The sequence below is a fragment of the Sphingomonas sp. 3P27F8 genome, from assembly GCF_005502745.1.
GTDB lineage: Bacteria > Pseudomonadota > Alphaproteobacteria > Sphingomonadales > Sphingomonadaceae > Sphingomonas.
This window is the reverse complement of record NZ_SCNL01000001.1, coordinates 128,153-150,244: the sequence shown is the minus strand read 5'-3', so window position 1 is coordinate 150,244 and position 22,092 is coordinate 128,153. Positions and strand designations below refer to the sequence as shown.

Annotated in this window: 20 protein-coding genes; 14 read left to right on the top strand and 6 right to left on the bottom strand. The window is 66.3% G+C overall.

Annotated features, from left to right (window positions below; translation table 11 throughout):
- Positions 1 to 8: 8 nt before the first annotated feature.
- Entirely contained in the window at positions 9 to 737 is a 729-nt protein-coding gene (locus FFS35_RS00715; RefSeq protein WP_137785196.1) for a dienelactone hydrolase family protein, read from the bottom strand.
- Positions 738 to 810: 73 nt separating this feature from the next.
- Here FFS35_RS00715 and gpmA point away from each other — a divergent pair, with 73 nt between their 5' ends.
- The 4 genes from gpmA to FFS35_RS00695 are packed head-to-tail and all read left to right on the top strand — an operon-like array spanning position 811 to position 3,948.
- On the top strand, positions 811 to 1,497 hold the full coding sequence (gpmA, locus tag FFS35_RS00710; RefSeq protein ID WP_137785195.1) for a 2,3-diphosphoglycerate-dependent phosphoglycerate mutase: 687 nt from the start codon (positions 811 to 813) through the stop codon (positions 1,495 to 1,497).
- Positions 1,494 to 2,357 carry a protein-L-isoaspartate(D-aspartate) O-methyltransferase gene (locus FFS35_RS00705; RefSeq protein ID WP_137785194.1) on the top strand — a complete coding sequence of 288 codons (864 nt, stop codon included), beginning with the start codon at positions 1,494 to 1,496 and terminating at the stop codon, positions 2,355 to 2,357. Before gpmA ends, FFS35_RS00705 begins: the two co-directional genes overlap by 4 nt.
- 50 nt (positions 2,358 to 2,407) lie before the next feature.
- Positions 2,408 to 2,884: a 5-(carboxyamino)imidazole ribonucleotide mutase gene (gene purE, locus FFS35_RS00700; protein ID WP_137785193.1), complete on the top strand. Its 477-nt coding sequence runs from the start codon at positions 2,408 to 2,410 to the stop codon at positions 2,882 to 2,884.
- A complete protein-coding gene (locus FFS35_RS00695) occupies positions 2,881 to 3,948 on the top strand; it encodes a 5-(carboxyamino)imidazole ribonucleotide synthase (protein ID WP_137785192.1) in 1,068 nt (355 codons plus the stop codon). The genes purE and FFS35_RS00695 overlap by 4 nt, the downstream gene beginning before the upstream one ends.
- Before the next feature lie 12 nt (positions 3,949 to 3,960).
- On the opposite strand, the gene FFS35_RS00690 is transcribed toward FFS35_RS00695, so the two are convergent.
- The 3 genes from FFS35_RS00690 to FFS35_RS00680 all read right to left on the bottom strand — a co-directional run bounded on the left by FFS35_RS00690 (position 3,961) and on the right by FFS35_RS00680 (position 8,247).
- The gene (locus tag FFS35_RS00690) at positions 3,961 to 4,998 is read right to left on the bottom strand and encodes a hypothetical protein (protein WP_137785191.1); all 1,038 of its coding nucleotides are present in this window, start codon (positions 4,996 to 4,998) and stop codon (positions 3,961 to 3,963) included.
- A gap of 133 nt (positions 4,999 to 5,131) precedes the next feature.
- The gene (locus tag FFS35_RS00685; protein ID WP_137785190.1) at positions 5,132 to 5,428 is read right to left on the bottom strand and encodes a hypothetical protein; all 297 of its coding nucleotides are present in this window, start codon (positions 5,426 to 5,428) and stop codon (positions 5,132 to 5,134) included.
- 11 nt (positions 5,429 to 5,439) lie between these two features.
- Positions 5,440 to 8,247: a pitrilysin family protein gene (locus FFS35_RS00680; protein ID WP_137785543.1), complete on the bottom strand. Its 2,808-nt coding sequence runs from the start codon at positions 8,245 to 8,247 to the stop codon at positions 5,440 to 5,442.
- 117 nt (positions 8,248 to 8,364) lie between these two features.
- On the opposite strand from FFS35_RS00680, the gene FFS35_RS00675 reads away from it, so the two are divergent.
- Genes FFS35_RS00675 through FFS35_RS00660 form a run of 4 tightly spaced genes read left to right on the top strand, consistent with a single transcriptional unit; the run spans position 8,365 to position 12,964 of the window.
- The gene (locus tag FFS35_RS00675) at positions 8,365 to 8,829 is read left to right on the top strand and encodes a MarR family transcriptional regulator (RefSeq protein ID WP_137785189.1); all 465 of its coding nucleotides are present in this window, start codon (positions 8,365 to 8,367) and stop codon (positions 8,827 to 8,829) included.
- Complete coding sequence (locus tag FFS35_RS00670; protein ID WP_137785188.1) at positions 8,817 to 10,226, top strand: efflux transporter outer membrane subunit; 1,410 nt, start codon at positions 8,817 to 8,819, stop codon at positions 10,224 to 10,226. Before FFS35_RS00675 ends, FFS35_RS00670 begins: the two co-directional genes overlap by 13 nt.
- On the top strand, positions 10,223 to 11,407 hold the full coding sequence (locus FFS35_RS00665) for an efflux RND transporter periplasmic adaptor subunit (RefSeq protein WP_137785187.1): 1,185 nt from the start codon (positions 10,223 to 10,225) through the stop codon (positions 11,405 to 11,407). The genes FFS35_RS00670 and FFS35_RS00665 overlap by 4 nt, the downstream gene beginning before the upstream one ends.
- Before the next feature lie 12 nt (positions 11,408 to 11,419).
- Positions 11,420 to 12,964 carry a DHA2 family efflux MFS transporter permease subunit gene (locus FFS35_RS00660; protein ID WP_137785186.1) on the top strand — a complete coding sequence of 515 codons (1,545 nt, stop codon included), beginning with the start codon at positions 11,420 to 11,422 and terminating at the stop codon, positions 12,962 to 12,964.
- Here the strand turns inward: FFS35_RS00660 and mnmA are convergent.
- Positions 12,961 to 14,067, bottom strand: a complete 1,107-nt coding sequence (mnmA, locus tag FFS35_RS00655; RefSeq protein WP_137785185.1) for a tRNA 2-thiouridine(34) synthase MnmA — start codon at positions 14,065 to 14,067, stop codon at positions 12,961 to 12,963. The two genes, FFS35_RS00660 and mnmA, sit on opposite strands and share 4 nt — an antisense overlap.
- A gap of 146 nt (positions 14,068 to 14,213) precedes the next feature.
- Here mnmA and FFS35_RS00650 point away from each other — a divergent pair, with 146 nt between their 5' ends.
- The 3 genes from FFS35_RS00650 to FFS35_RS00640 all read left to right on the top strand — a co-directional run bounded on the left by FFS35_RS00650 (position 14,214) and on the right by FFS35_RS00640 (position 15,347).
- Positions 14,214 to 14,444 carry a hypothetical protein gene (locus FFS35_RS00650; protein WP_137785184.1) on the top strand — a complete coding sequence of 77 codons (231 nt, stop codon included), beginning with the start codon at positions 14,214 to 14,216 and terminating at the stop codon, positions 14,442 to 14,444.
- 108 nt (positions 14,445 to 14,552) lie between these two features.
- Entirely contained in the window at positions 14,553 to 14,852 is a 300-nt protein-coding gene (locus FFS35_RS00645) for a DUF1153 domain-containing protein (protein ID WP_137785183.1), read from the top strand.
- Positions 14,853 to 15,089: 237 nt separating this feature from the next.
- Entirely contained in the window at positions 15,090 to 15,347 is a 258-nt protein-coding gene (locus FFS35_RS00640) for a GlsB/YeaQ/YmgE family stress response membrane protein (protein WP_137785182.1), read from the top strand.
- 68 nt (positions 15,348 to 15,415) lie between these two features.
- On the opposite strand, the gene FFS35_RS00635 is transcribed toward FFS35_RS00640, so the two are convergent.
- A complete protein-coding gene (locus FFS35_RS00635; RefSeq protein WP_137785181.1) occupies positions 15,416 to 16,129 on the bottom strand; it encodes an SIMPL domain-containing protein in 714 nt (237 codons plus the stop codon).
- A gap of 200 nt (positions 16,130 to 16,329) precedes the next feature.
- Here FFS35_RS00635 and FFS35_RS00630 point away from each other — a divergent pair, with 200 nt between their 5' ends.
- The 3 genes from FFS35_RS00630 (at position 16,330) to FFS35_RS00620 (ending at position 22,078) form a co-directional block, all read left to right on the top strand.
- Positions 16,330 to 17,502: an efflux RND transporter periplasmic adaptor subunit gene (locus tag FFS35_RS00630; RefSeq protein WP_137785180.1), complete on the top strand. Its 1,173-nt coding sequence runs from the start codon at positions 16,330 to 16,332 to the stop codon at positions 17,500 to 17,502.
- Between the two features lie 6 nt (positions 17,503 to 17,508).
- Complete coding sequence (locus FFS35_RS00625) at positions 17,509 to 20,724, top strand: efflux RND transporter permease subunit (protein ID WP_137785179.1); 3,216 nt, start codon at positions 17,509 to 17,511, stop codon at positions 20,722 to 20,724.
- Between the two features lie 88 nt (positions 20,725 to 20,812).
- Positions 20,813 to 22,078 carry a DUF445 domain-containing protein gene (locus tag FFS35_RS00620; RefSeq protein ID WP_249341366.1) on the top strand — a complete coding sequence of 422 codons (1,266 nt, stop codon included), beginning with the start codon at positions 20,813 to 20,815 and terminating at the stop codon, positions 22,076 to 22,078.
- Positions 22,079 to 22,092: the final 14 nt, after the last annotated feature.

Here is a 22,092-nt window from a genome sequence, read left to right as displayed (position 1 = left end):
GCGACGTTTCAGACGAACAGTTCGGCCAGGAAATGCTGCATCGCCGCCCAGCTCCGCCGGTCCGCGCGCTCTTCATAGGCGACGGCGGGATGCGGGCTGTGCCCTTTCAGCTCGATGTCGGTGAAGGCGTGGCCGGCATTGCCATAAGCATGGATCTGCCAGTCCGCGCCGCTTTCGGTCAGTTCCTTGCCGAGCGCGACCATCGCGTCGGGCGGGGCGATCGGATCTTCCCACCCGTGGCACACCAGCAGCTTCGGCCCGATCGGGTTGACGTTCGCGTAATCGGGCCGGTCGTAGACGCCGTGGAAGCTTACCGCGCCACGGATGTCGAGCCCGGCGCGGGCCATGTCGAGCGCGCATTTGCCGCCGAAGCAATAACCCACCGCCGCGGTCTTCGCCGGGTCGACATGACCGAAGCCCTTGAGGACGCCGAGCGATGCGACGAGCCGATCCCGCAGCAGCGCGCGATCCGCGTTCAGCTCATCCATATATTCCGACATCGCCGGCGATTCGCGCGTCTTGCGCCGGCCCTGTCCGAAAACGTCGCAGGCGAAGCCGACATAGCCGAGCTTGGCGAGATTTTCGGCGTGGACGTTGTCCGATTCCTTCTGGCCCAGGATATTCGGGATCACCAGCACGCCCGGGCGCGGGGTTTCCACCTCGTCCTCATAGGCGATCACGCCCTCGAACGGGCCGCCGGGGCCGTCATACACCAAGGTCTGCCGGACGATTGCCATCGCTTCTCTCCCAAAGGTTGCCCGATATGCAGGACGCGCTACAGAGCGGCCGCCCGCATCGCAAGGAGAGCCAATGCCCCGCCTCGTCCTCATCCGCCACGGCCAGTCGGCGTGGAACCTCGAAAATCGCTTCACCGGCTGGTGGGATGTGGACGTGACCGAGAAGGGCGCTGCCGAAGCGCGCACCGCCGGGGAACTGATGGGCGCCCGTGGCCTCGATTTCGACATGACCTTCACCTCGCTCCAGACGCGCGCGATCAAGACGCTCAACCTCGCGCTGGAGGCGATGGGGCGGCTGTGGCTGCCGACCGAGAAGGACTGGCGGCTCAACGAGCGCCACTATGGCGGGCTGACCGGGCTGGACAAGGCGGAGACGGCGGCGAAGCATGGCGAGGCGCAGGTCCATATCTGGCGCCGCAGCTTCGATGTGCCGCCACCGCCGCTGGAGGCGGGCAGCCCCTATGACCTCGCCAGCGACCGGCGCTATGCCGGGATCGACGTGCCCGCGACCGAGAGCCTGAAGGACACGATCGCGCGCGTTCTGCCCTATTGGGAAACGCGCATCGCCCCGGCGCTGCGCGATGGCCAGCGCGTGCTGATCTCCGCCCACGGCAATTCGCTGCGCGCGTTGGTGAAGCACCTCAGCAACATCCCGGACGACGAGATCACCAGCCTCGAAATCCCGACCGGCCAACCGATCGTCTACGAGCTGGACGACGCGCTCAATGCCACCGACCGCTATTACCTGAGCGAGCGTTGAACAAAATTCCAACCACGCGCGCGTGGTGGCTGGCGGCGCTCGTGCTGCTGGCGGTGGCGGCGCCGGCCGCTTCGCGCACGGGCGATGGCGGGCGCAAGGCGATGGTCGCGGCGATCAGGCAGTCGATCCATCGCGCCGCCCCGGATGCGGACAACGCCGCGCTGGCGCGCGCGCTCGCTGTGCTGGAGCAGGTGCCGCGCGAGGCGTTCGTGCCGGCGGCCCAGCGCAAGCTCGCATTCGCCGATCGATCGCTGGACATCGCCGACGGCCAGACGATCTCAGCCCCCTCCGCGGTGGCGCTGATGACGGCGGCAGCGCAGCTTCCCCCGCATGCGAACGTGCTCGATATCGGCACCGGCACCGGCTATCAGGCGGCGGTGCTGGCGCGCCTTGCCGATCATGTCGCATCCGTCGAAATCATGCCGGACCTCGCCGCGACTGCGCGCGAACGCCTGGCCAGGCTGGGCTATGCCAATGTCGACGTGCGCAGCGGTGATGGGTTCGCCGGCTGGGCAGAGCGCGCGCCGTTCGACGCGATCATCGTCGCCGCCGGCAGCGACAAGGTGCCCCAGCCGTTACTCGACCAGTTGAAAGTCGGTGGTCGTCTGGTGATGCCTGTCGGGGCGACATGGGCGAGCGAGCAATTGCTTGTCATCACCAAGACCGGGGCAACCAGCACGACGCGATGCTCGCTCGGCTGGACGATGTTCGTGCCGCTCGCCGGGCAGGGTGCGCGCGATGAGCGCGTGCGCGGCGGCGTTTACGATAACGCCATCCCGGATTGTTTTTCCGCGCCGGTGATCGCGCCGATGTTCGTGCCGCAGAAAGAAGCGCTCCCCGGGAAGCGCAAGGCGCGTTGAACCGCAATCCGGGCATTGCCCTCAACGTCGTGTCCCGCTAACCGCCCGCAATGGCGCAAGTCGGCATCATCATGGGCTCCACTTCCGATTGGGAGACGATGCGACACGCGGCGGACGTGCTCGACGCGCTGGGCATCGCCCATGAGACCCGCGTCGTTTCCGCGCATCGCACCCCCCAGCGGCTTTACGATTATGCTCATGGCGCGGCCGATCGCGGCATCCGCGTCATCATCGCGGGCGCGGGCGGCGCGGCGCATCTGCCGGGCATGGCGGCAGCGATGACGCATCTGCCGGTGCTGGGGGTGCCGGTGGAGTCCAAGGCGTTGAAGGGCATGGATAGCCTGTTGTCGATCGTGCAGATGCCGGGGGGCATACCCGTCGGCACGCTCGCCATCGGCAAGGCCGGGGCGACCAATGCGGGGCTGCTCGCCGCGTCGATTCTCGCGCTGTCGGATCCGGCGCTGGAGGGGCGGCTCAAGACGTGGCGGCAGGCGCAGACCGACAGCGTGGCCGATACGCCGCAATGACGATCCTGCCTCCCGGATCGACGATCGGCATCCTGGGCGGCGGCCAGCTCGGACGGATGCTGGCATCGGCCGCAGCCGAGTTGGGCTATCGCACTCATGTGCTGGCGCCGGATCGCGAGAGTGTCGCGGCGCAGACAGCCTCCTCGCTGACACGCGCGGATTACCACAACCGCATCGTGCTCGCCGATTTCGCCGCGCAGTGCGACGTGGTGACCTACGAATTCGAGAATATCGCGGTCGAGCCGGTCGAATGGCTTGCCGAGCGGGTGCCGGTGCGTCCTTCTCCGGCGTCGTTGCGCGTTGCGCAGGAGCGGGTGGCGGAGAAGAAGTTCGTCGAGCAGCTTGGCGGCCGGCCCGCGAAATGGGCGGCGGTGAACAGCCGCGCCGCGCTCGACGACGCGATCGCCAGCGTGGGGACGCCCGCCGTGCTCAAGACAACACGCATGGGTTACGACGGGAAGGGGCAGGTACGGCTGCATGCCCCTGCCGATGCCGACGCGGCGTGGGAGGCGATCAAGGGCCCCGCCGTGCTGGAGGCGTTCGTTGCCTTCAGCCACGAATTCTCGATCGTGCTGGTACGCGCGGCGGACGGCACGATGGTAAGCTATCCGCCGCCGTGGAACGTGCATGAGGATGCGATCCTCGCCCGCTCGACGCTGCCCGCGCCGGCCGAGATCGCGCGTCATTGGGCGGAAGCGGCGGCGCTGACCGGGCGAATCGCGGAAACGCTCGGCCATGTCGGCGTGCTGACGTGTGAATTCTTCGCCACCGATGACGGCCCCGTGTTCAACGAGATGGCGCCGCGTGTGCACAATTCCGGCCACTGGACGATCGAGGGCGCGACGACCTCGCAGTTCGAAAACCATGTCCGTGCGATCTGCGGCCTGCCGCTGGGCGATGTCGCGCTTACCGCCCCCCGGGTGGAGATGGAGAATTTGATCGGCGACGCCTGGGAGCGCTGGCCCGAGCTGCTCGCGGAGCCCGACGCGCACCTGCACCTTTACGGAAAGCGCGAGGCGCGGCCGGGGCGCAAGATGGGGCATGTCACGCGCCTCAAGCGCTAGACCCGGAAAGTTTCAGGCCCGGGGGCGCCGATAGCTGGCGAGCGTCCATTTGTCGCTGCCGTCCCACTGCCATAAGCCGACCGTTCTGATCGAGACTGCCGGAGGCTTCCCGGCCGACGCCAGCTTGGTGCGGGCGTTCGACAGCAGGCGACGCGCATGGGCGAGGCGGTAAGCGCTGGTGCGATCGGCTTTGGTCGAGGCGACGAGGCGGCGATCGGTCGGCGCATTTCGACGCGTCGTGACATGGTGTACCCGTGAGGAACGCCATCCCGCCGCGGTGGCATGGGCGAGCTGGACGCCGTTAAGCGCTTTGGCCGTCGCCATCTGACCGAGGGATAGCGATCGTCCGTACGCGCGCGGTGCTCGCCCGATCGCCAAATCCCTGGGTTTTGGAGAATCGGGCGTGGCGCGGGCGATCACGTTGCCGTGCTTCCCTGTTACCAAGCGCGCGATGGGCTTGTGCGCAGACGGTGCCGATACGGGCGGCAGGGAATCGCCCGAAAGACTAGCCGCGATCTGCTCGCCGGGGCGGGCATTGTCGCCGGTCAGAATCGCGCGCGCCATCGCGAGCTTTCGCGCGGCCTGGGCGCGCTTCAGGCGTGTGCCCAGATCGCGAATGAGGGCCGCGGCGTTGTCCTTATGATCAGCGCGCAGCCGGTCGATCCGCTGCTTCAACAGGGCGATGCGCGTTTCATGCTCGGCAAGCACGTCGCGATCCATGTCGCCGGTATCACCGGCGAGCGGAGCGCTCTCACCAGGACCGGCCGCCCAAGGCGATGTAACGGGGCCCGGAGCGCTATATTGCTCTGCGTGACGCCGGATCTCCGTGTTGATAAGCTCGCCAAGGTTCGGCGTTTCCGGCGGGCGGGCGGCTGCCGGCACATCGAGGATGACATAGCCGCGACTGAGCGGCGTTATCGGCTGCGTCGGTTGCGGAGCATCTGCAACGATAACCGGGACGACGGTCGTTTCGGCTGCCACCGCCGAGGCATTGCTGGCGGCCGTAAGCGACGAGGCAAGGTAGATCGCGTTGGATGTTATCCCGCCCATGAAACGGATCGTCTCAAAAAGGCACGGTTGCGTCAATCGGCAGCTTTGGCGCTGAACCGCGCTCTAACGTGAACGAAATCGGCCACGCCAGCATATGCCAGCGTGGCCGAATTCGTATCCCGGGACGGATTTCTCAGGCGGTGCGCGTGCCGTTCAGCGGGAAGCTGCCGAACGCCCCGGCGCCGACCGTGCCGGTCACGCTGTCGCCATCGATCGTCGCCTTCATGTCGAGCGTCATCGGCATCGGCACGGTCATTTGCTGCTTCCAGCTGATCGTGTTCCCGTCGACGTCCCCGGAGATGTCGGACGAACCCATCGCGCCGGCAGCGGTGCCGGTGAAGGTTGCGCCGTCAGTCTTTACGGTGAGGGTCGATTTCTGATCACCGAGCGGGGATTTCACGGTGATATCGTAGGTGCCATCAACGGCCATGGGCGCTCTCCTTATTTCGCGTCCGCGATGGACGCAGCCGTGACGACCTCGACCGGCAGACCGAGCGAGTCAAGCTGCGGCTTCACGACTTTCGCATCGCCCACGACTACCCACACAAAGCGCTTCGGGTCGATCACCCGCCTTGCCGTAGCGTCCAGCTCGTCGCGGGTCAGCGCACGATATTTCTGCGTGATCGTGGCGTAATAGTCGTCCGGCCGACGATAAAGGTCGTTCGCCTGCATCGCGGCCAGCACGTCGCTCCCTGCCTCGAAGTTTCCCGCGAGCGAGCGAGTCGCGTCGGCAACGCTTCGGTCGAACTCGAACTGCGTGATCGGCCTGGTGGTGACGAATGCGGTCATGTCGTCACGCAGCGCCGCGATCGACGCGCCGGTCCTGTCGGCCTGGACCGGCGCGCGGACGACATAGGGCGCGGCGAAAGCGTTGCGAACGAAATTGCCGGACACGCCATAGGACCAATGCTTGTCCTCCCGCAGATCCATGTTGAGGCGGCTGAGGAAATCGCCGCCGAGCGAGTCGTTTGCCGTTGTCACTGCGAGCAGATCGTCGGTGCCGCGCAGCGAGGTGCGCAGGCCGCCCGAAATCAGCGACTGCGGCGAGTCCGGCCTGTCGATCAGCACGATGCGCGGGGCGGGCAGGCTGCGGTCCTCCCGGAAAATTTTCTCGCCAGCGGCGCCATTCGGCCGCCATTCCCCGAACGCGTTATCCAGCACCGCCTTCACCTCCGCCAGCGGCCGATCGCTGACGACGAAGATCTTCGCCTTGTCGGGCCGCAGCCACGCCTGACGGAAGGCAAGCAGATCAGCGCGCGTGAGCGCTTCCACTGCCCTGGCGTCGCCGCTTCCGCGCCCCTTCGCATACGGGCTGCCGGCGCCGTAGAGGATCGGGGGCAGCACGCGGCGGGTAAGCCCGGCCGGATCGGTCAGTTCCTGCGCGATGCCGGCCAGCAGCTGGCTTTTCACGCGCGGCAACTCGCTTTCGGGAAACGCGGGCGTGCGGGCGATATCGGCCCATAGCGCCACCGCCGGCACGAGATTCGCGCTCGGCGCCTCAAAGCTGAGGGTCGTGCGGTCGGCGGAAGAGCCGGTCGAGATATTCAGCCCGAGCCGCTCCTTCGCCTCCGCGAGCCGGATCGAATCGAGCTTTGGCGTGCCCTCGTCGATCATCGCCAGCGTCAGCGTCTGGGTGCCGAGCTTGTCGGCAACATCGGCAGCGGTGCCCGCATCGAAACTGAGGACGCCGCGCGTGATCGGCACGGTGGTGCGGTTGGCGTAGATCAGCTCGATGCCGTTCGCGAGATGCGTGCGCTCCACTTTCGGGAAAGCGAGATCGGCGACCGCGCCCGCCGCCGGGATCGGCCCGCGCGTTCCCTTAGGCGCCTTCTCGGGCGACATTTCCGGCTTTGGCGCGCCGGCCAGCGCCTCGGCATAATGCTCGCGCTCGCCGGGTACGACGGTAAGAGTATAGGCGGGGCGCTCCAGCCACTTGCGGGCGGCGGCGCGAACGGTTTCCGGCGTCTGCGCGGCAAGCGCGGCGAGCTGTTTCTTGTAGAAGCCGGGGTCACCCGAATAGAGCTCGCCCTCGGCCAGCGCGACCGCCTTGCCGCCGAACCCGCCGACTCGCTCCAGCCCGCCGATGCGGCCGGCGACGGCGCTGGTAAGTACGCGCTGCACCTCGTCCGCGGTCGGGCCGTTTTTCGCGAGATCGGCGACGATCGCGTCCAGCCGCTTCGATACCACCGCTGGATCGACGCCGGGGCGGACGACCGCGTTGACGGTGAACATGCCGGCCTGGGCAAAATCATCCGCGTCCGCGCCCACATCCACCGCCAGCTTCTCCTGCTTCACCAGCACGTTCTGAAGCCGCGAACTGGCGAGGCCGCCCAGCACTGCCGCCGCCACGTCCAGCGGCACCGAATCCGGGTCGTTCAGCCCGGGGATCGCCCATGCCTTGAGCACCATCGGGGCGGCGACGCGATCTTTCATCACCTCGGCCTTGGGGGCGGCAAGCGTCGGGACGGCGACCTTCGGCAGCACGCTCTTCGGACCGGGCCGGATCGCGCCGAAATATTTTTCCACCAGCGGCTTCGCGGTGGCGGCGTCGATGTCTCCGGCCAGGACGAGTACGGCGTTGTTTGGACCATAATGATCGTGGAACCAGCCCTTCACGTCAGCGAGGCTGGCGGCGTCGAGATCCGCCATCGAGCCGATCGTGGTGTGGCCATAGGGATGGTCGGCGGGGAACAGCCCCTCGGTCAATTTATAGCGGATCAGGCCATAGGGGCGATTGTCACCCTGACGCTTCTCATTCTGAACGACGCCGCGCTGCGTATCGAGCACGCGTTGCGTGATCGCGCCGGTCAGCCAGCCCATGCGGTCGCTTTCGAGGAACAGCGCGCGATCGAGCGCGGACCTCGGCACCGTCTCGAAATAGTTGGTACGATCGAAATAGGTGGTGCCGTTCAGATCGGTTGCGCCCACCTGTTTGAGCGGCTCGAAGAAGTCACCCGGCGCATTCTCGCTGCCGTTGAACATCAGATGCTCGAACAGATGCGCGAAGCCGGTCTTGCCGGCCGGCTCATGCTTCGACCCGACGTCATACCATACGCTGACCGCCACGACCGGGGCCTTGCGATCGGTGTGAACGACGACGCGCAAGCCGTTCTTGAGCGTGAATTGCTCGTAAGGGATATCGATCGCGCGGACCAATCGTGAGACCGGAGCTGCCTTGCCGGCGCCGGACTGAGCGAAAGCGGCTGGGGAGGCGAGCGCCAGTGCAAGCGCAGCGCCGCTGATCGTCATAAAACGCAAGCGAGAACTCCTGTAACAACAGCGGAGACGCTACGGCGGGGAGCGGGCAACGTAAAGCGCGTCGAAAGGGCAGTTGACTGCCAGAGCAATGATTGCCAAAGCAACGAAATGACACTGTTCGACGAGACCAACTTTGTCCCCGATTCGTCGCCGGGGTACATCGTCCGGCTCATCAATCAGATGAGCATGGCGGGGCTCGATCGTGTGCTGGCGGAAGAGGGCGTTACGGCAACGCAGTGGATGACACTGGTGTCGCTGCATTTCGGTTTTGCGGATACGTGCGCCGATCTTGCCCGCAACATGGCACATGACAAGGGCGCGATGACGCGTCTGATCGATGCGCTGGAAGAGCGCGGCTGGGTCGAGCGCACCCGCGCCGAAGATGATCGTCGCGTGATCCGGCTGGCGCTTACCCCGGTTGGCTTCGAGGTGGCGATGCGCGGTCGGCGCAAGGTTATCGAATGCTGGAATCACTGGCTCGCTGACTGGACTCGGGAAGAGGTGGATTCGCAGCTGACAATGATGCGGCGACTGAAATCATCAATGGAGAAGGCCGGGCCATGCGACGCCTGACGATCATGACGTTGCTGGCTGGCGTATCGCTGGCGGGCTGCGTGCCGCCGGATACGCGCCCGGCGGTGAACCCGAAAGCTCCTGCCGATCTGGGGCTGACCGACGCGAATCTGCGCGCAGTCGATCAGCGATGGTGGCGTGCGCTAGGAGATGCGCAGCTGGACCGGATCGTTGCGGATGCGATCGCGGGCAATCCGTCGCTGGATGCAGCCGCCGCCCGCGTGCGTCAGGCGCAGGCGACACTCGCCTCGCGGCGCGCCGACGATGGGCCGAACCTAACCTTCGATGCGGACGGCACGGTTCAGCGTCTCTCCGGCACCTATATCATTCCGCCGCCCTATGGCGGCACCGTGCGCTTCCTGGGCAACGTGCAAGCGAATCTTGCCTGGAACCTCGACCTGTTCGGGCGGCAGAAGGCGGCGATCGCGGGTGCGCGCGCCTCGGCACAGGCGGCGCAGCTGGACGCGGCGGCGGCGCGGCTGATGCTGGAGGGGGCGACTGTCTCCACCTACCTTGAGGTGGTGCGCGCGGAACGGCAGGCGGCGCTGGCCGGGCGCACGATTGCGGCGCGTTCCCAGTCGCTGCGGCTGACCGATGTGCGCATTCGCAGCAATCTGGCGAGCAAGCTCGATCGAGAGGCAGCGACCACGCTTCTCGCGCAGGCGCAACTGGCGCTGACCCGCGCACAGGCGGCGCGAGCGCTCGCGGCGAACGCGCTGGCGGCACTGGCCGGTCGCGGCGCGGATTATCCCGCCACGATCGGCGTTACGCATGTGCGCGCTGATGCCACGTTGCCGATCCCTTCGACGATCCCGGCCGATTTGCTGGCGCGTCGCGCGGATATCGCGGCGGCGCAGGCGAGGATCGCGGCGGCGGCGGCCGGGCGCCAGGTCGCGCGGCGCGCTTTCTATCCCAACGTCAATCTTTCCGCGCTCGCCGGGTTGCAGGCGCTTGGACTGGGCAATCTTTTCGATGCCGATTCCGGTGTTGCCGGTGGCGGCGGCGCGATCCATCTGCCGATTTTCGATAGTGGACGGCTCAAGGCCGATCTTGCCGGAGCGAATGCCGGGCTCGATCTGGCGATAGCGGACTATAACGGCAAGGTCGTCGGTGCGGTGCGAGAGGCGGCGGACGCCGTGGCGAAGACTCGCGCTGCCGATGCGGAGCGCGCGAAACAGAGCGACGTGGTACGCGGCTATGCTGAAACTGCGCGGCTCAACGGCATTCGCGTTTCGAGCGGGCTCGCCTCGCGGCTGGACCTTATCGACACCGATGTGCGGCTGCTCGACGCGCAGCTTGCCGAGACCAATCTTGTCATCGATGCGCTCGCCGCGCGCGCCCAGCTCGCGCAGGCGCTCGGTGGTGGCTTCGATCCTTCCCGGGACATTCAGCAATGAGCGACGCAGACAATCCCGTGCATAACGATCCGACCCCTGCGGCCGCGTTGCCGCGCGGCAATCCGGGTGCCCGCAAGCGACTGCTGACCGTGCTTGCCGTGGTGGTGGTGCTTGCCGCCCTCGCATGGTTTGTCTTTGGCGTATTGCTCGCCCCGCCGTCCGAGGAAACCGACGATGCCTATGTCGCGGGCGACGTGGTGGCGATCACCGCGCGCGACGGCGGCACGGTGGTGTCGCTCCACGCCGACAATACGCAGGCGGTGAAGGCGGGGCAGCCGCTGATCGATCTCGATCCCGCGACCGCGGACGTCAACCTGGCCGCAGCCGAAGCGGAACTGGCGCGCGCGGTCCGCGCGACCCGTGCCGATTTCTCCAGGGTCGGGGCCAGCAGCGCCGCGGTGATCCAGGCGCAGGCGCAGCTTTCCGCGGCGCAGGCGGACTATGCCCGCCGCAAAGCCGCCGCCGCGTCCGGCGCAATTTCCGGCGAGGAGCTTAGTCATGCGGCGGATGCGGTGAAGGTTGCGACCGCCACGCTCAATCTGGCGCGCGCTCAGAAATCGCAGGCGCGCAGCACCGTGGCCGGCACCGATGTGAACAACAATCCGACGGTGATGACGGCGATCGCCGCCTATCGCCGTGCGGCGATCATCCGCAGCCACATGCACATCATCGCGCCGATCGATGGCGTGATCGCGCAGCGCACCGTGCAGGTCGGTCAGCAGGTTCAGGCTGGCGCGCCGCTGATGGCGGTAGTGCCGCTCAACCGCTTGTGGGTGGATGCCAATCTGCGCGAGACGCAGCTTCGCGATGTGCGCATCGGCCAACCGGCGGAGGTGGTGTCCGATATGTATGGCGGGAAGGTCGTCTATCATGGCCGCGTCGTCGGTCTCGGCGCGGGCAGCGGCAATGCCTTCGCGCTGCTACCGTCGCAGAACGCCAGCGGCAACTGGATCAAGATCGTGCAGCGCGTGCCCGTGCGCATCGCGCTCGATCCGAAGGAGCTGGATAAAAACCCGCTTCGGGTCGGTCTGTCGGTGAAGGCCACGGTGGACACCGCCGATCTCTCCGGGGTTCGGCTCGCGAAGCAGGCGGCTTCGCCCTATCGTGGCGACGTGGCGACCGACGCGAGCAATCCGGCGGTCGAGGCGCGCATCCGCGAGATCGTCGCGGCGAACCGCTGAGGCGATAGGAACATGGCCAGCGCCGCGCCCCCGCAGCCCCGCCCGATGGAGGGCGGGCGTCGTGCGCTCGTCGCGATCGCGCTGGCGCTCGGCACCTTCATGATGGTGCTGGACAGCACGATCGCGAACGTCTCGCTGCCGACGATCGCCGGCAATCTCGGCGTATCGAGTGACAATTCGACGTGGATCGTCACCGCCTTCGCGGTCGCCAACGGCATTTCCGTGCCACTGACCGGGTGGCTGATGCGACGGTTCGGCGTCGTGCGCACCTTCTGCGTGTCGTTGGTAATGTTCACCATCGCCTCGTTCCTGTGCGGACTGGCATGGAGCCTGCCGTCGCTCATCGCCTTTCGCGTGTTGCAGGGGGCGGTTTCCGGGCCGATGATGCCGGGAAGCCAGGCGCTGCTGATATCGATTTTCCCGCCGGACAAGCGCTCCACGGCGCTAGGCATCTGGTCGATGACGACGCTGGTCGCCCCGATCATGGGGCCGATCCTTGGCGGCTATATTTCCGACAATTATCACTGGTCGTGGATATTCCTCATCAACGTGCCGTTCGGGATGTTCGCCGCCTCGATCTGCTGGTTCAACCTGCGCGATCGCGAGACGCCGACCGCGCGGGTCCCGATCGATACGATCGGGCTGATCCTGCTGGTGTTGTGGGTAGGCTCGCTTCAGATCATGCTCGATCTCGGCAAGAACGCGGACTGGTTCAGCGATCCCATGATCGTCGTGCTAGCGGTGATGGCCGCGATCACCTTCGCCGCGTGGCTGATCTGGGAGCTTACCGACGCCAACCCGACGGTCGACCTGACGCTGTTCGCGAACCGCAACTTCCTGATCGGGACGATCGCTTTCTGCCTCGGCTACGCGGTGTTCTTCGCGAATATCCTGCTGCTGCCCTTATGGTTGCAGACCCAGCTTGGATATACCGCGACATGGGCGGGGCTGGTCGCCGCACCCAGCGGGGTGGTCGCGGTGCTCCTGACGCCGTTTGCCGCGCGCGCGGCCGGCAGGATCGACGCGCGCATCCTGGCGACGATTTCTTTCATCGGCTTTGCGGTGAGTTACTGGATGCGGTCCGGTTATACGACAACCGCGAGCTTCTGGGATTTCACGCTGCCGCTGCTGGTGCAGGGCGTGTCGATGAGCACATTCTTCCTCTCGATGGTGACCATATCGCTCGATCGTATCCCGCCCGAGCGGATTCCGTCGGCCACGGGCATTTCCAATTTTGCGCGAATCGTGGCGGGGGCGTTCGCCGCCTCGATCATCACCACCGCCTGGGATCGCCGAGAGGCGTTTCATCAGGCACATCTCTCCGAGGCGATCGGAACGGGCATGCCTTATCGCATGGCGGTGGAGGGGATGGCGAGGCTTGGCCTGAACGCGACACAGGCGGCCGCGGCGGTGACGCGGCAGATGGTGGGGCAGGCATATCTGCTCGCCTCGACGGATCTGTTCCGGCTGTCGGCGTGGCTTTCGGCTGTGCTGGTGATCGTGGTGTGGTTCTGCCGTCGTCCCTCCGGCGGCGGCGGCCCGGTGGCGGCGGACTAGGCGGCGTTCATCATCGCAGGCTCGGTTTCCGCGATCCATCCGCCGCCGAGCACGCGGTCCCCGTCGTAGAGTACCGCCGCCTGGCCGGGCGAGACCCCATATTCGGGGACATCGAACATCAACCGATCGCCCGACAGCCTCGCTGCCACCGGCTTCGCCATCGAGCGCACCTTCGCGGTCAGGGGGCGATCGAGCGGCCCCAGCGCGTTTATCCCCTCCAACCGCGCAGCGCAGACCGCAAGCGCGGCGCGCGGGCCGACCACAATTCGCTTCTCCGCCGCGTCGACGCGCAGGACGTATAGCGGCTCTGGCGCACCTCCGATCTCCAGACCTCGCCGCTGACCGACGGTGAAGTGGATGATGCCGCGATGCTGCCCCACCGTTCGGCCATCCAGGTCCACAATCTCGCCCGCCGTATCCGCTTCAGGGCGCAGCCTGCGAACCAGCCCGGCATAGTCGCGATCGGGGACGAAGCATATGTCCTGGCTGTCCGGCTTGGCCGCGACGCCAAGACCTAGCTCGGCAGCGATCTCCCGCACCCGCGCCTTCGGCAATGAGCCAAGCGGGAACCGCAGGAAATCGAGTTGGGGGCGGGTTGTGGCGAAGAGGAAATAGCTCTGGTCGCGGGCGGGATCGCGCCCGCGATGCAGTTCCGGCCCATCCGCGCCGATCTCCCGGCGGACATAATGGCCCGTCGCCAGACAATCCGCGCCAAGATCGCGCGCCAGCGCGAAAAGATCGGTGAATTTCGGCCCCATGTTGCACTGGATGCACGGGATCGGCGTACGCCCGGCGAGATACTCGTCGGCGAACTTATCCACCACCGTCTCGCGGAAGCGCGATTCATGATCGTGCACATAATGCGCGATGCCGAGCCGATCACATACCGCGCGGGCATCGCGAATATCCCGCCCAGCGCAACACGATCCGCTGCGGCCGACCGCCTCGCCATGATCGTAAAGCTGCAGCGTGACGCCGATCGTTTCCGCCCCGGTCGCATGCGCGAGCGCCGCCACGACCGAACTGTCGACCCCGCCCGACATCGCGACGACGATACGCCTGCCCGACAGGCTTTCGCCCAACTGGAAATCCGCCTGATCCATGACGGGCGCCGATACAGGAGGGCGCGGCGGAGCGCAAAGTAACCTTGGTGAATGAACTGTTTCAGCGCCCTTTACGGGACTTTCAGCAACGCCGGTTACAACGACCCCAACGCGCCGAACGGGCGTGAAAAAACAAAAGGGTCGCAATGGATTTGAGTTTCGCCAGGTTCGACAGGCGCGCCGACACAGCAGTGCCGCTGCCCGTCGGTCTGGCGGTACTGCTGGTCCGGATGGCGGCGCGGCAGGCGGCATCGCCGACGGCGATCGCGCATGCCCGGATGACCCACGGGCCAGTTGTCGCGACGCGCTTCGCCCCGGACGATGGCTCGTTCAACGGCGCCACAGCGCGGGCGTTGGCGGAATGGAAAGATGAATGAAGGCCGCGTTTACCGTGCCGCTTAGCCGGCCCTCAACGGCCTGCATATTAGGCCATGGTTGTTGTGATTGGAGAGGGGGCCCCCCGCCCCGAACCGAAAGTTAAAGTTATGATAGAGAACCAGAAAATTCGCCCCGCACGGGTTATCGGGCCGCTTGGTGAGCCGCTGACGCTGGATTCGTTGCCGCCGGTCACGACGACGCGGTGGGTGGTGCGCCGCAAGGCCGAGGTGGTCGCCGCGGTGAACGGCGGCCTGCTTACGGTGGACGAAGTCTGCGAGCGCTACGGCCTCACCGTGGAGGAGTTCGCCGGCTGGCAACGCGCGATCGACCGGTCGGGGATGCCAGGGCTTCGGGTGACGCGCATCCAGCATTACAAGACGCTGTACGAGCGCCAGCAGAAATACTGACGCTCATGCCCGATCCGGTTCGCCGGACAGCAAGCGGCGCGGGTGCCTATTCCTACTTCCCGTATTCGGACAACAGCGGGGCGGAGGAAGCAGCACCAGCGCCTTATTCGTTCGCGAGATGGCCCGGCATCGGGCGGCGGGCCGGGCAGGTTACGCGATCGGAACAAAAATGACCGCTCGACATTTTATCCTTCCACGCGGCCCGGACGTGCCTGGGTCTTTGCAGGGGAGAAGGTCATGGGTATCATTCTTTGGCTCGTCATCGGCGGTGTCATCGGCTGGCTCGCCAGCATCATCATGCGCACCGATGCGCAGCAGGGCATTTTTCTGAACATCATCGTCGGGATCGTCGGCGCTTTCATCGGCGGCCTGATCCTGTCGGGCGGATCGATCAACAATTCGCCGCTGACGCTCACCTCGTTCCTGGTATCGCTGCTTGGTGCGGTGGTTCTGCTGGCGATCGTCAATCTCGTGCGTCGCGGTTCGGTGCGCTAAGCGCCCCCTGAACGCAGACGACGAAAACATCGCGGCCGCCCGAATGCATCGGGCGGCCGCTTCGTTTTTTACTGGAGCAGGAAACGCACCGCGAGCGTCACCGACAGGTCGGTCTCGCCGGCGACGATCTGCGTGTCCGCCTCCGCCTTCTGCGCGCGCGCCATGTACATGACCGGCGGGCGCGGGGAGCCGCCGTCATTCTCGCCATTCTCGTTGATCGACAGAATGCGCACCACCCGCAGGCCGGCCGCCTTCGCATAAAGCTCCGCGCGCGAGCGGGCGGCCCTGACCGCCTCCGTCCGCGCCTCATCCAGCGCGCCCTGCGGCTTGTCGATCGACATGGACGGGCCGTCGATCTGGTTCGCACCGGCTTTCACCAGCGCGTCCAGCGCTGCGCCGCTGCGCGAGATGTCGCGAAACTTCACCGATACGGTGTTGTTCGCCTGATAGCCGGTAATCACCGGTGCCTGATTTTCCTGGTAACGATATTGTGGCGACAGCCCGACATTGCTCGTCATGATGTCACGCTCGGCAATCCCGGCGCCCTTCAGAGACTGGATCACGCGGCTCATCCGCGCAGCATTTTCCGATAAGGCGGCGGCAGCGGTCGGCGCCTGGGTGACGACCCCGGCGCGGATCGTGGCGATATCGGGGGTGCGCGTCACCTTCCCCGTCGCGGTGACATCCAGCGTCGTGCCATCGGGAATCGCGGTATCGGCGGCGAGCGCCGGCACGGCGACGATCGCGGCGCCTGCCGCGGCGAGGGTGAGAAGAAAACGCATGAGATTCGAAGGCTCCCGTCTTTGTTGACGCGGCGAGTTGTGGCAGAGCGTCGATCAACCGCACATGAACGATATACCAGGCTCGCCCGGAAAAGCGCCAGCGGATCAGCCCTCTTGAGGGAAGTGATTTATTTCTGTAATACAGCAAAAATAAACGAGCGAGGGGCGGCCGGGTGCGCCGGGACGGGAAAGTGGATCGAATGAATTACGAATCCGGCAGTCTTGAAGGGGAGCATCTGGCGATCGAAGGGCCGTCGCATGACGCGCGCCGCCGCCGCCGCTGGATCGTGATCGCCGCCGTGATCGTGGCGGTGGCCGCCGCCGCCTATTTCTTCTCCCGGCGTGGCGGCGCGCCCGAGCATACCTCGCCCGCCGATCAGGCGCCGAGCGTCACCGTCGTGGTGCCGGGCAGCGCGGCCGTCGGGCGAGTGATCAACGCCACCGGCTCGCTCGCCGCGAAGCGCGATATGCCGATCGGCGTGGCCGGCGAGGGCGGGATGGTGACGCGCGTCCTGGTCGAGCCGGGCCAGTGGGTATCGGCGGGCCAGATACTGGCGACGGTCGACCGATCCGTGCAGACGCAGACCTCCGCCAGCCTCAATGCCCAGATCGGGGTCGCGCGATCGGATCTGGTGCTGGCGCAGCAGGAGCTGGAACGTGCGCAGCAGCTTGTCGGGCGCGGCTTCATCAGCCAGGCCGACGTTCAGCGCCGCATCGCCACGCGCGATGCCGCGGCGGCGCGGCTGAAGGTAGCCCAGGCGGCCGTGGCCGAGCAGGGCGCGCGCAACCGGCGCCTCGATATCCGCGCGCCGGAGCCGGGCCTGATCCTTACCCGTCAGGTGGAGCCGGGGCAGATCATCAGCTCCGCCTCCGGCACGTTGTTCCGCATGGCGAAGAACGGCGAGCTCGAGATGCAGGCGCAGCTCGCCGAGAGCGATCTGGTCAAGACCCATGTCGGCGACAGCGCCACCGTCACCCCGGTCGGCGAGACGCGCTCGTTCGCGGGCAGGGTGTGGCAGGTGGCTCCGGTGATCGACCCGCGCACCCGCCAGGGCATCGTGCGCGTCCAGCTTTCCTATGATCCGGCGCTGCGCCCGGGCGGCTTCGCGTCGGTCGCGCTGACGAGCGGGATGAACAGCGAGCCGCAATTGCCGCAATCCGCGATCATGAGCGACGATCGCGGCAATTTCGTCTATATCGTCGGCAAGGATGACAAGGTGGTGCGGCGCGACGTTCGCCTCGGCACGGTGACCGACCGCAACGTTGCCATCGCCGAAGGGCTGACCGGCAGCGAGCGCGTGGTGCGATCGGCCGGCGCGTTCCTCAATCCCGGCCAGAAGGTCGCGCCGGTGCTGGCCAAGAGCGGGGGCTGATCGGCGATGAGTTTTCGCAACATCTCCGCCTGGTCGATCCGGAACCCCGTTCCGTCGATCGTCCTGTTCCTGATGCTGACGGTGGCCGGCGTCGTCAGCTTCATCCGCATGGACATCAATCAGGAGCCGGATATCGACTTCCCGGCGGTGGCGGTGGAGATCACGCAGCCGGGCGCCGCGCCGAGCGAGCTTGAAACGCAGGTAACGCAGCGCGTCGAGGCGGCGGTGCGATCGGTGGAGGGGATCGACGAGATCCAGTCCTTCGTCAGCGAAGGCGATTCCACCACGATCGTGCAGCTCGATATCGGCACTCCGGTCGACCGGGCCGTGAACGAGGTGCGCGACGCGATCGTGCAGATCCGTTCCAATCTGCCGGAGGGAATCCTCGAGCCGCAGGTGAGCCGCGTCAAGATCAACGACAATGACGTCGGCAGTTATTCGGCAATTTCGACCGACATGACGATCGAACAGCTCTCCTGGTACATCGACAACACGGTGGCGAAGGAGCTGCTCTCGGTGCCCGGCATGGGCAAGGTGGAGCGCAATGGCGGCGTCGATCGCGAGATCCGCGTGATCCTCGATCCGGCCAAGCTGGCCGCGTTCGGGCTGACGGCGACGCAGATCAACCAGCAGTTGCGGCAGGTGAACCTCAACGCGGCCGGCGGCCGATCGCAGATCGCGGGCGCGGAACAGTCGCTGCGCGTGCTTGGCAACGCGCGCAACGCCTATGAACTCGGCCAGACGCAGATCACCGTCGGCGATGGTCGCACGGTCAAGCTGGCCGACGTGGCGACGGTGCGCGATCTCTATGCCGAGCAGCGCAGCGCGGCGGCGGTCGATGGCCGGCCCGTGCTGAGCTTCGATTTCAAGCGCGCCAAAGGCTATTCGGACGTCACGATCTTCCGCGAGGCGAAGGCGAAGCTGGAAGCGCTGGAAAAGCGCAACCCGCAGGTGCATTTCGAATTGCGCTACGACGGATCCAAATACGCGCTTGAACAATATAAGAGCGCGATCCACGCGATGATCGAGGGCGCGGTGCTCGCGGTGTTCATCGTGTTCCTGTTCCTGCGCGACGCGCGGGCGACGGTGATATCGGCCCTCGCGATCCCGCTCTCGGCGATCCCGGCCTTCTGGTTCATGGACCTGATGGGCTTCACGCTGAACAGCATGACGCTGCTGGCGCTCAGCCTCGTCGCGGGCGTGCTGGTGGACGACGCGATCGTGGAGATCGAGAATATCGTCCGCCACATGCGCATGGGCAAGACGGCCTATCAGGCGTCGATCGACGCCGCGGACGAGATCGGCCTCGCCGTGCTCGCCACGACGATGGCGATCGTCGCGGTTTTCCTCCCGGTCGGCCTGATGCCCGGCGTTTCGGGGCAGTTCTTCAAGAATTTCGGCCTCACCGTGGTGGTTGCGGTGTTGATGAGCCTCGCCGTCGCACGTCTCATCACGCCGATGATCGCCGCCTATTTCCTGCGCGCCTTCGGTCACGCCGAACATGGCGAGGGCAGGCTGATGGACCTCTACATGGGCGTGCTGCACTGGACGCTAGATGTCGGCCGTGCGCCGGCCGTACGCGCGCGCGGCGGTTTCCGCCGCGTCACCGGCTATTTCCGCGATCATCGCTTGTGGGTGCTCGGGATCGGCGCCGGTGCGTTTCTGCTGACGCTGGTCTGCTTCGCGATGCTGCCGTTGCAGTTTCAGCCGGCGACCGATTCCGAACGTTCCGCCGTCACCATCACCATGCCGCCGGGGACAACGCTCGCGCAGACGCAGGGCACGGTGGACAAGGTCGTCGCGCTCTTGCGCAAACAGCCCGACGTGATGAGCGTCTATAGCCGCACGCAGGTCGGCACCGGCCGGGTGAGCGCCGTGTTCAAGGATCACAAGTCGATGACCTCGACGCAGTTCGAGCGCAGCCTTGCGCCCGAGCTGGCGAAGATCCCCGACGCGCGGGTGAACTTCCAGTCGCAGTTCGGCTGGGGCGACAACAATCGTGACGTGTCGATCACGCTGGGCGGCGACGATCCCGAACTGCTGCGCAAGACCGCCGACCAGCTCGTCAGACAGATGGCGCATGTTCCGGGGCTGATCGCGCCGCGCATCGCGGGCGATCTGAAGCGGCCGGAAATCGTCATCAAGCCCCGCCTCGACCTCGCCGCCAACCTTGGCGTGACGACGAGCGCGCTATCGAACGCGATCCGCATCGCGACGCTGGGTGACATCGATCAGAACAGCGCGAAATTCTCGCTGTCCGATCGTCAGGTGCCGATCCGCGTGGCGCTGGATCAATCGTCACGCACGGAATTGTCGACGATCCAGAACCTGCCGGTGCAAACGCAGAGCGGCGGCTCCGTCCCGCTGTCGCTGGTGGCGGAGATCGGCTTCGGATCGGGGCCGACCAAGATCAACCGCCTCAATCAGCAGCGCCAGCTTACGATCGGCGCCGATCTGGCCTCCGGGCTCGTGCTGAGCGATGCGATGAAGAAGGTGAACGCGCTGCCGGCGATGAAGAACCTGCCGATCAGCGTCCAGCGGATGAGCGTCGGCCAGGCGAAGTGGCAGATGGAGATGCTCATCAACTTCGTTTTCGCGGTGATCGCGGGCGTGTTCCTGGTCTTCTCGGTGCTGGTGCTGCTCTATCGCCGGATGCTGCCGCCGCTCGTCAACATGGGGTCGCTGATGCTAGCACCGCTCGGCGGCGTTCTCGCGCTGCTCGTGACGGGTAATCCTTTGTCGATGCCGGTGTTCATCGGCCTGCTGATGCTGCTCGGCATCGTCGCCAAGAATTCGATCCTGCTGATCGATTTCGCGCTGGAAGAAATGGCGAAGGGCGTGCCGGTCCACACGGCGATCATGGATGCCGGCCACAAGCGCGCGCAGCCGATCGTGATGACCACCGTCGCAATGGTCGCGGGAATGGTCCCGACCGCGCTGTCGCTGTCCGGGGATGGATCGTGGCGTGCGCCGATGGGCATCGTCGTGATCGGCGGGCTGACGCTCTCAACGCTGCTGACGCTGCTGATCGTGCCGGCCGCGTTCAGCCTGGCGATCGGGATCGAGCGGCGGATCGGCCCGTGGATCGGTCACCGGCTGCTCACCTATCGCCCCGGCGATGACGGGCGTGGCGCGATCGAACACCAGCCCGGCGGCGGACCGCTGCCGGCGCCGCACGGACGGATCGGCTATGACGACGATGGTTCGCAACCCGCCGAATGATATCCAGCGGGCGGCGCCCTGAACGGCTGTCGCCCGTCTTTCCGCAACTCCGCTTGAACAAAGTGGAGAGTTGGGGATTGTTTCGGCAATGAACCTGATCGTCCGCCGGCGTCCTCCCCGTGAAAGAGCCCCCGCCGGGCTGGTGCGTATGCGGGTGATCGCCACGGCGATGCTGGTGTTTATGGCGATCGCCTTCGCGATCGCGCGGACGATGCAGCCGGTGCATCCGGCATGGGGGTTCGTCCGCGCGTTCACCGAAGCCGCGATGGTTGGCGGGCTGGCGGACTGGTTCGCGGTGACGGCGCTGTTCCGCCACCCGCTGGGCCTGCCGATCCCGCACACCGCGATCATACCGCGCAACAAGGATCGCATCGGCGATCAACTCGCGCTGTTCCTGCGTGACAATTTCCTCATTCCGGTAGTGGTCGCGCGGCGGATGCGGCGGATCGATCTTGCGAGCGCCGCCGGGCGCTGGCTGACCAATCCCACCTCCGGCGGCTCGCGGCTGACGCGCGGCGTATCGCGCCTCGCGGTGGAAGTGCTTCAGGCGCTGGATCAGGAACGGCTGGGCGGCATGGTGCGCGGCGCGCTGGTGCGGCAGGTGAGGGCGATCGAGCTTTCGCCCATGCTGGGCCGCGCGCTCGTCGCCGCGATCGCGGAGGATCGCCATTTGCCGGTGCTCAACGGGATCGTGCGCTGGGCCGGCCGCGTGCTGGAGGCGAACCAGCCGATCGTCCGCACCATGGTGCATGACCGCGCCGGATCGATCATGCGCTGGACAGGGCTGGACGAAACGTTGGCCAACAAGATCATCGACGGACTCGACAGGATGCTGGCCGATATGGCCGAGAACGTCGATCACCCGTTGCGCGCAAAGGCCGAGGAAGGGCTGGTGAAACTCGCTCATGACCTGCAGCACGATCCCGCGCTGATCGGCCGGGTTGAGGAACTGAAGCTGGAGCTGCTCGAAAACCCTGCGATGCAGGACTGGATCAACGGGCTGTGGGAACAGGCGCGCGCCGGAATGTTGCGCGTCGCGCGCGATCCGGAGGCGTTGCTCGCGGGCAAGATGCGCGAGGCATTCAACCAGCTCGGCGAGACACTGCAACAGGATGTGCGCCTGCAACGCACGCTCAACCGCTTCGTGCGCCGCGCGGCAGTCGGCGCGGCGGCGGATTATGGCGATTCGATCGTTCGACTGGTTTCCGAGACGGTGCATGGCTGGGATGCGCAGACCATCACGCGCCGGCTGGAAAATGCGGTGGGCCGGGATCTCCAGTACATCCGCATCAACGGCACGTTGGTGGGCGGCATGGTGGGGCTGGCGATCCATGCGGTGGATGCCGCCATTTGAACGACGATTTAGCC

Coding starts and splice junctions, on each gene's coding strand:
- FFS35_RS00715 (WP_137785196.1), bottom strand. CDS start 737: ATGGCAATCGTCCGGCAGACCTTGGTGTATGACGGCCCCGGCGGCCCG.
- gpmA (WP_137785195.1), top strand. CDS start 811: ATGCCCCGCCTCGTCCTCATCCGCCACGGCCAGTCGGCGTGGAACCTC.
- purE (WP_137785193.1), top strand. CDS start 2,408: ATGGCGCAAGTCGGCATCATCATGGGCTCCACTTCCGATTGGGAGACG.
- FFS35_RS00695 (WP_137785192.1), top strand. CDS start 2,881: ATGACGATCCTGCCTCCCGGATCGACGATCGGCATCCTGGGCGGCGGC.
- FFS35_RS00690 (WP_137785191.1), bottom strand. CDS start 4,998: ATGGGCGGGATAACATCCAACGCGATCTACCTTGCCTCGTCGCTTACG.
- FFS35_RS00685 (WP_137785190.1), bottom strand. CDS start 5,428: ATGGCCGTTGATGGCACCTACGATATCACCGTGAAATCCCCGCTCGGT.
- FFS35_RS00680 (WP_137785543.1), bottom strand. CDS start 8,247: ATGACGATCAGCGGCGCTGCGCTTGCACTGGCGCTCGCCTCCCCAGCC.
- FFS35_RS00675 (WP_137785189.1), top strand. CDS start 8,365: ATGACACTGTTCGACGAGACCAACTTTGTCCCCGATTCGTCGCCGGGG.
- FFS35_RS00670 (WP_137785188.1), top strand. CDS start 8,817: ATGCGACGCCTGACGATCATGACGTTGCTGGCTGGCGTATCGCTGGCG.
- FFS35_RS00665 (WP_137785187.1), top strand. CDS start 10,223: ATGAGCGACGCAGACAATCCCGTGCATAACGATCCGACCCCTGCGGCC.
- FFS35_RS00660 (WP_137785186.1), top strand. CDS start 11,420: ATGGCCAGCGCCGCGCCCCCGCAGCCCCGCCCGATGGAGGGCGGGCGT.
- mnmA (WP_137785185.1), bottom strand. CDS start 14,067: ATGGATCAGGCGGATTTCCAGTTGGGCGAAAGCCTGTCGGGCAGGCGT.
- FFS35_RS00650 (WP_137785184.1), top strand. CDS start 14,214: ATGGATTTGAGTTTCGCCAGGTTCGACAGGCGCGCCGACACAGCAGTG.
- FFS35_RS00645 (WP_137785183.1), top strand. CDS start 14,553: ATGATAGAGAACCAGAAAATTCGCCCCGCACGGGTTATCGGGCCGCTT.
- FFS35_RS00640 (WP_137785182.1), top strand. CDS start 15,090: ATGGGTATCATTCTTTGGCTCGTCATCGGCGGTGTCATCGGCTGGCTC.
- FFS35_RS00635 (WP_137785181.1), bottom strand. CDS start 16,129: ATGCGTTTTCTTCTCACCCTCGCCGCGGCAGGCGCCGCGATCGTCGCC.
- FFS35_RS00630 (WP_137785180.1), top strand. CDS start 16,330: ATGAATTACGAATCCGGCAGTCTTGAAGGGGAGCATCTGGCGATCGAA.
- FFS35_RS00625 (WP_137785179.1), top strand. CDS start 17,509: ATGAGTTTTCGCAACATCTCCGCCTGGTCGATCCGGAACCCCGTTCCG.
- FFS35_RS00620 (WP_249341366.1), top strand. CDS start 20,813: ATGAACCTGATCGTCCGCCGGCGTCCTCCCCGTGAAAGAGCCCCCGCC.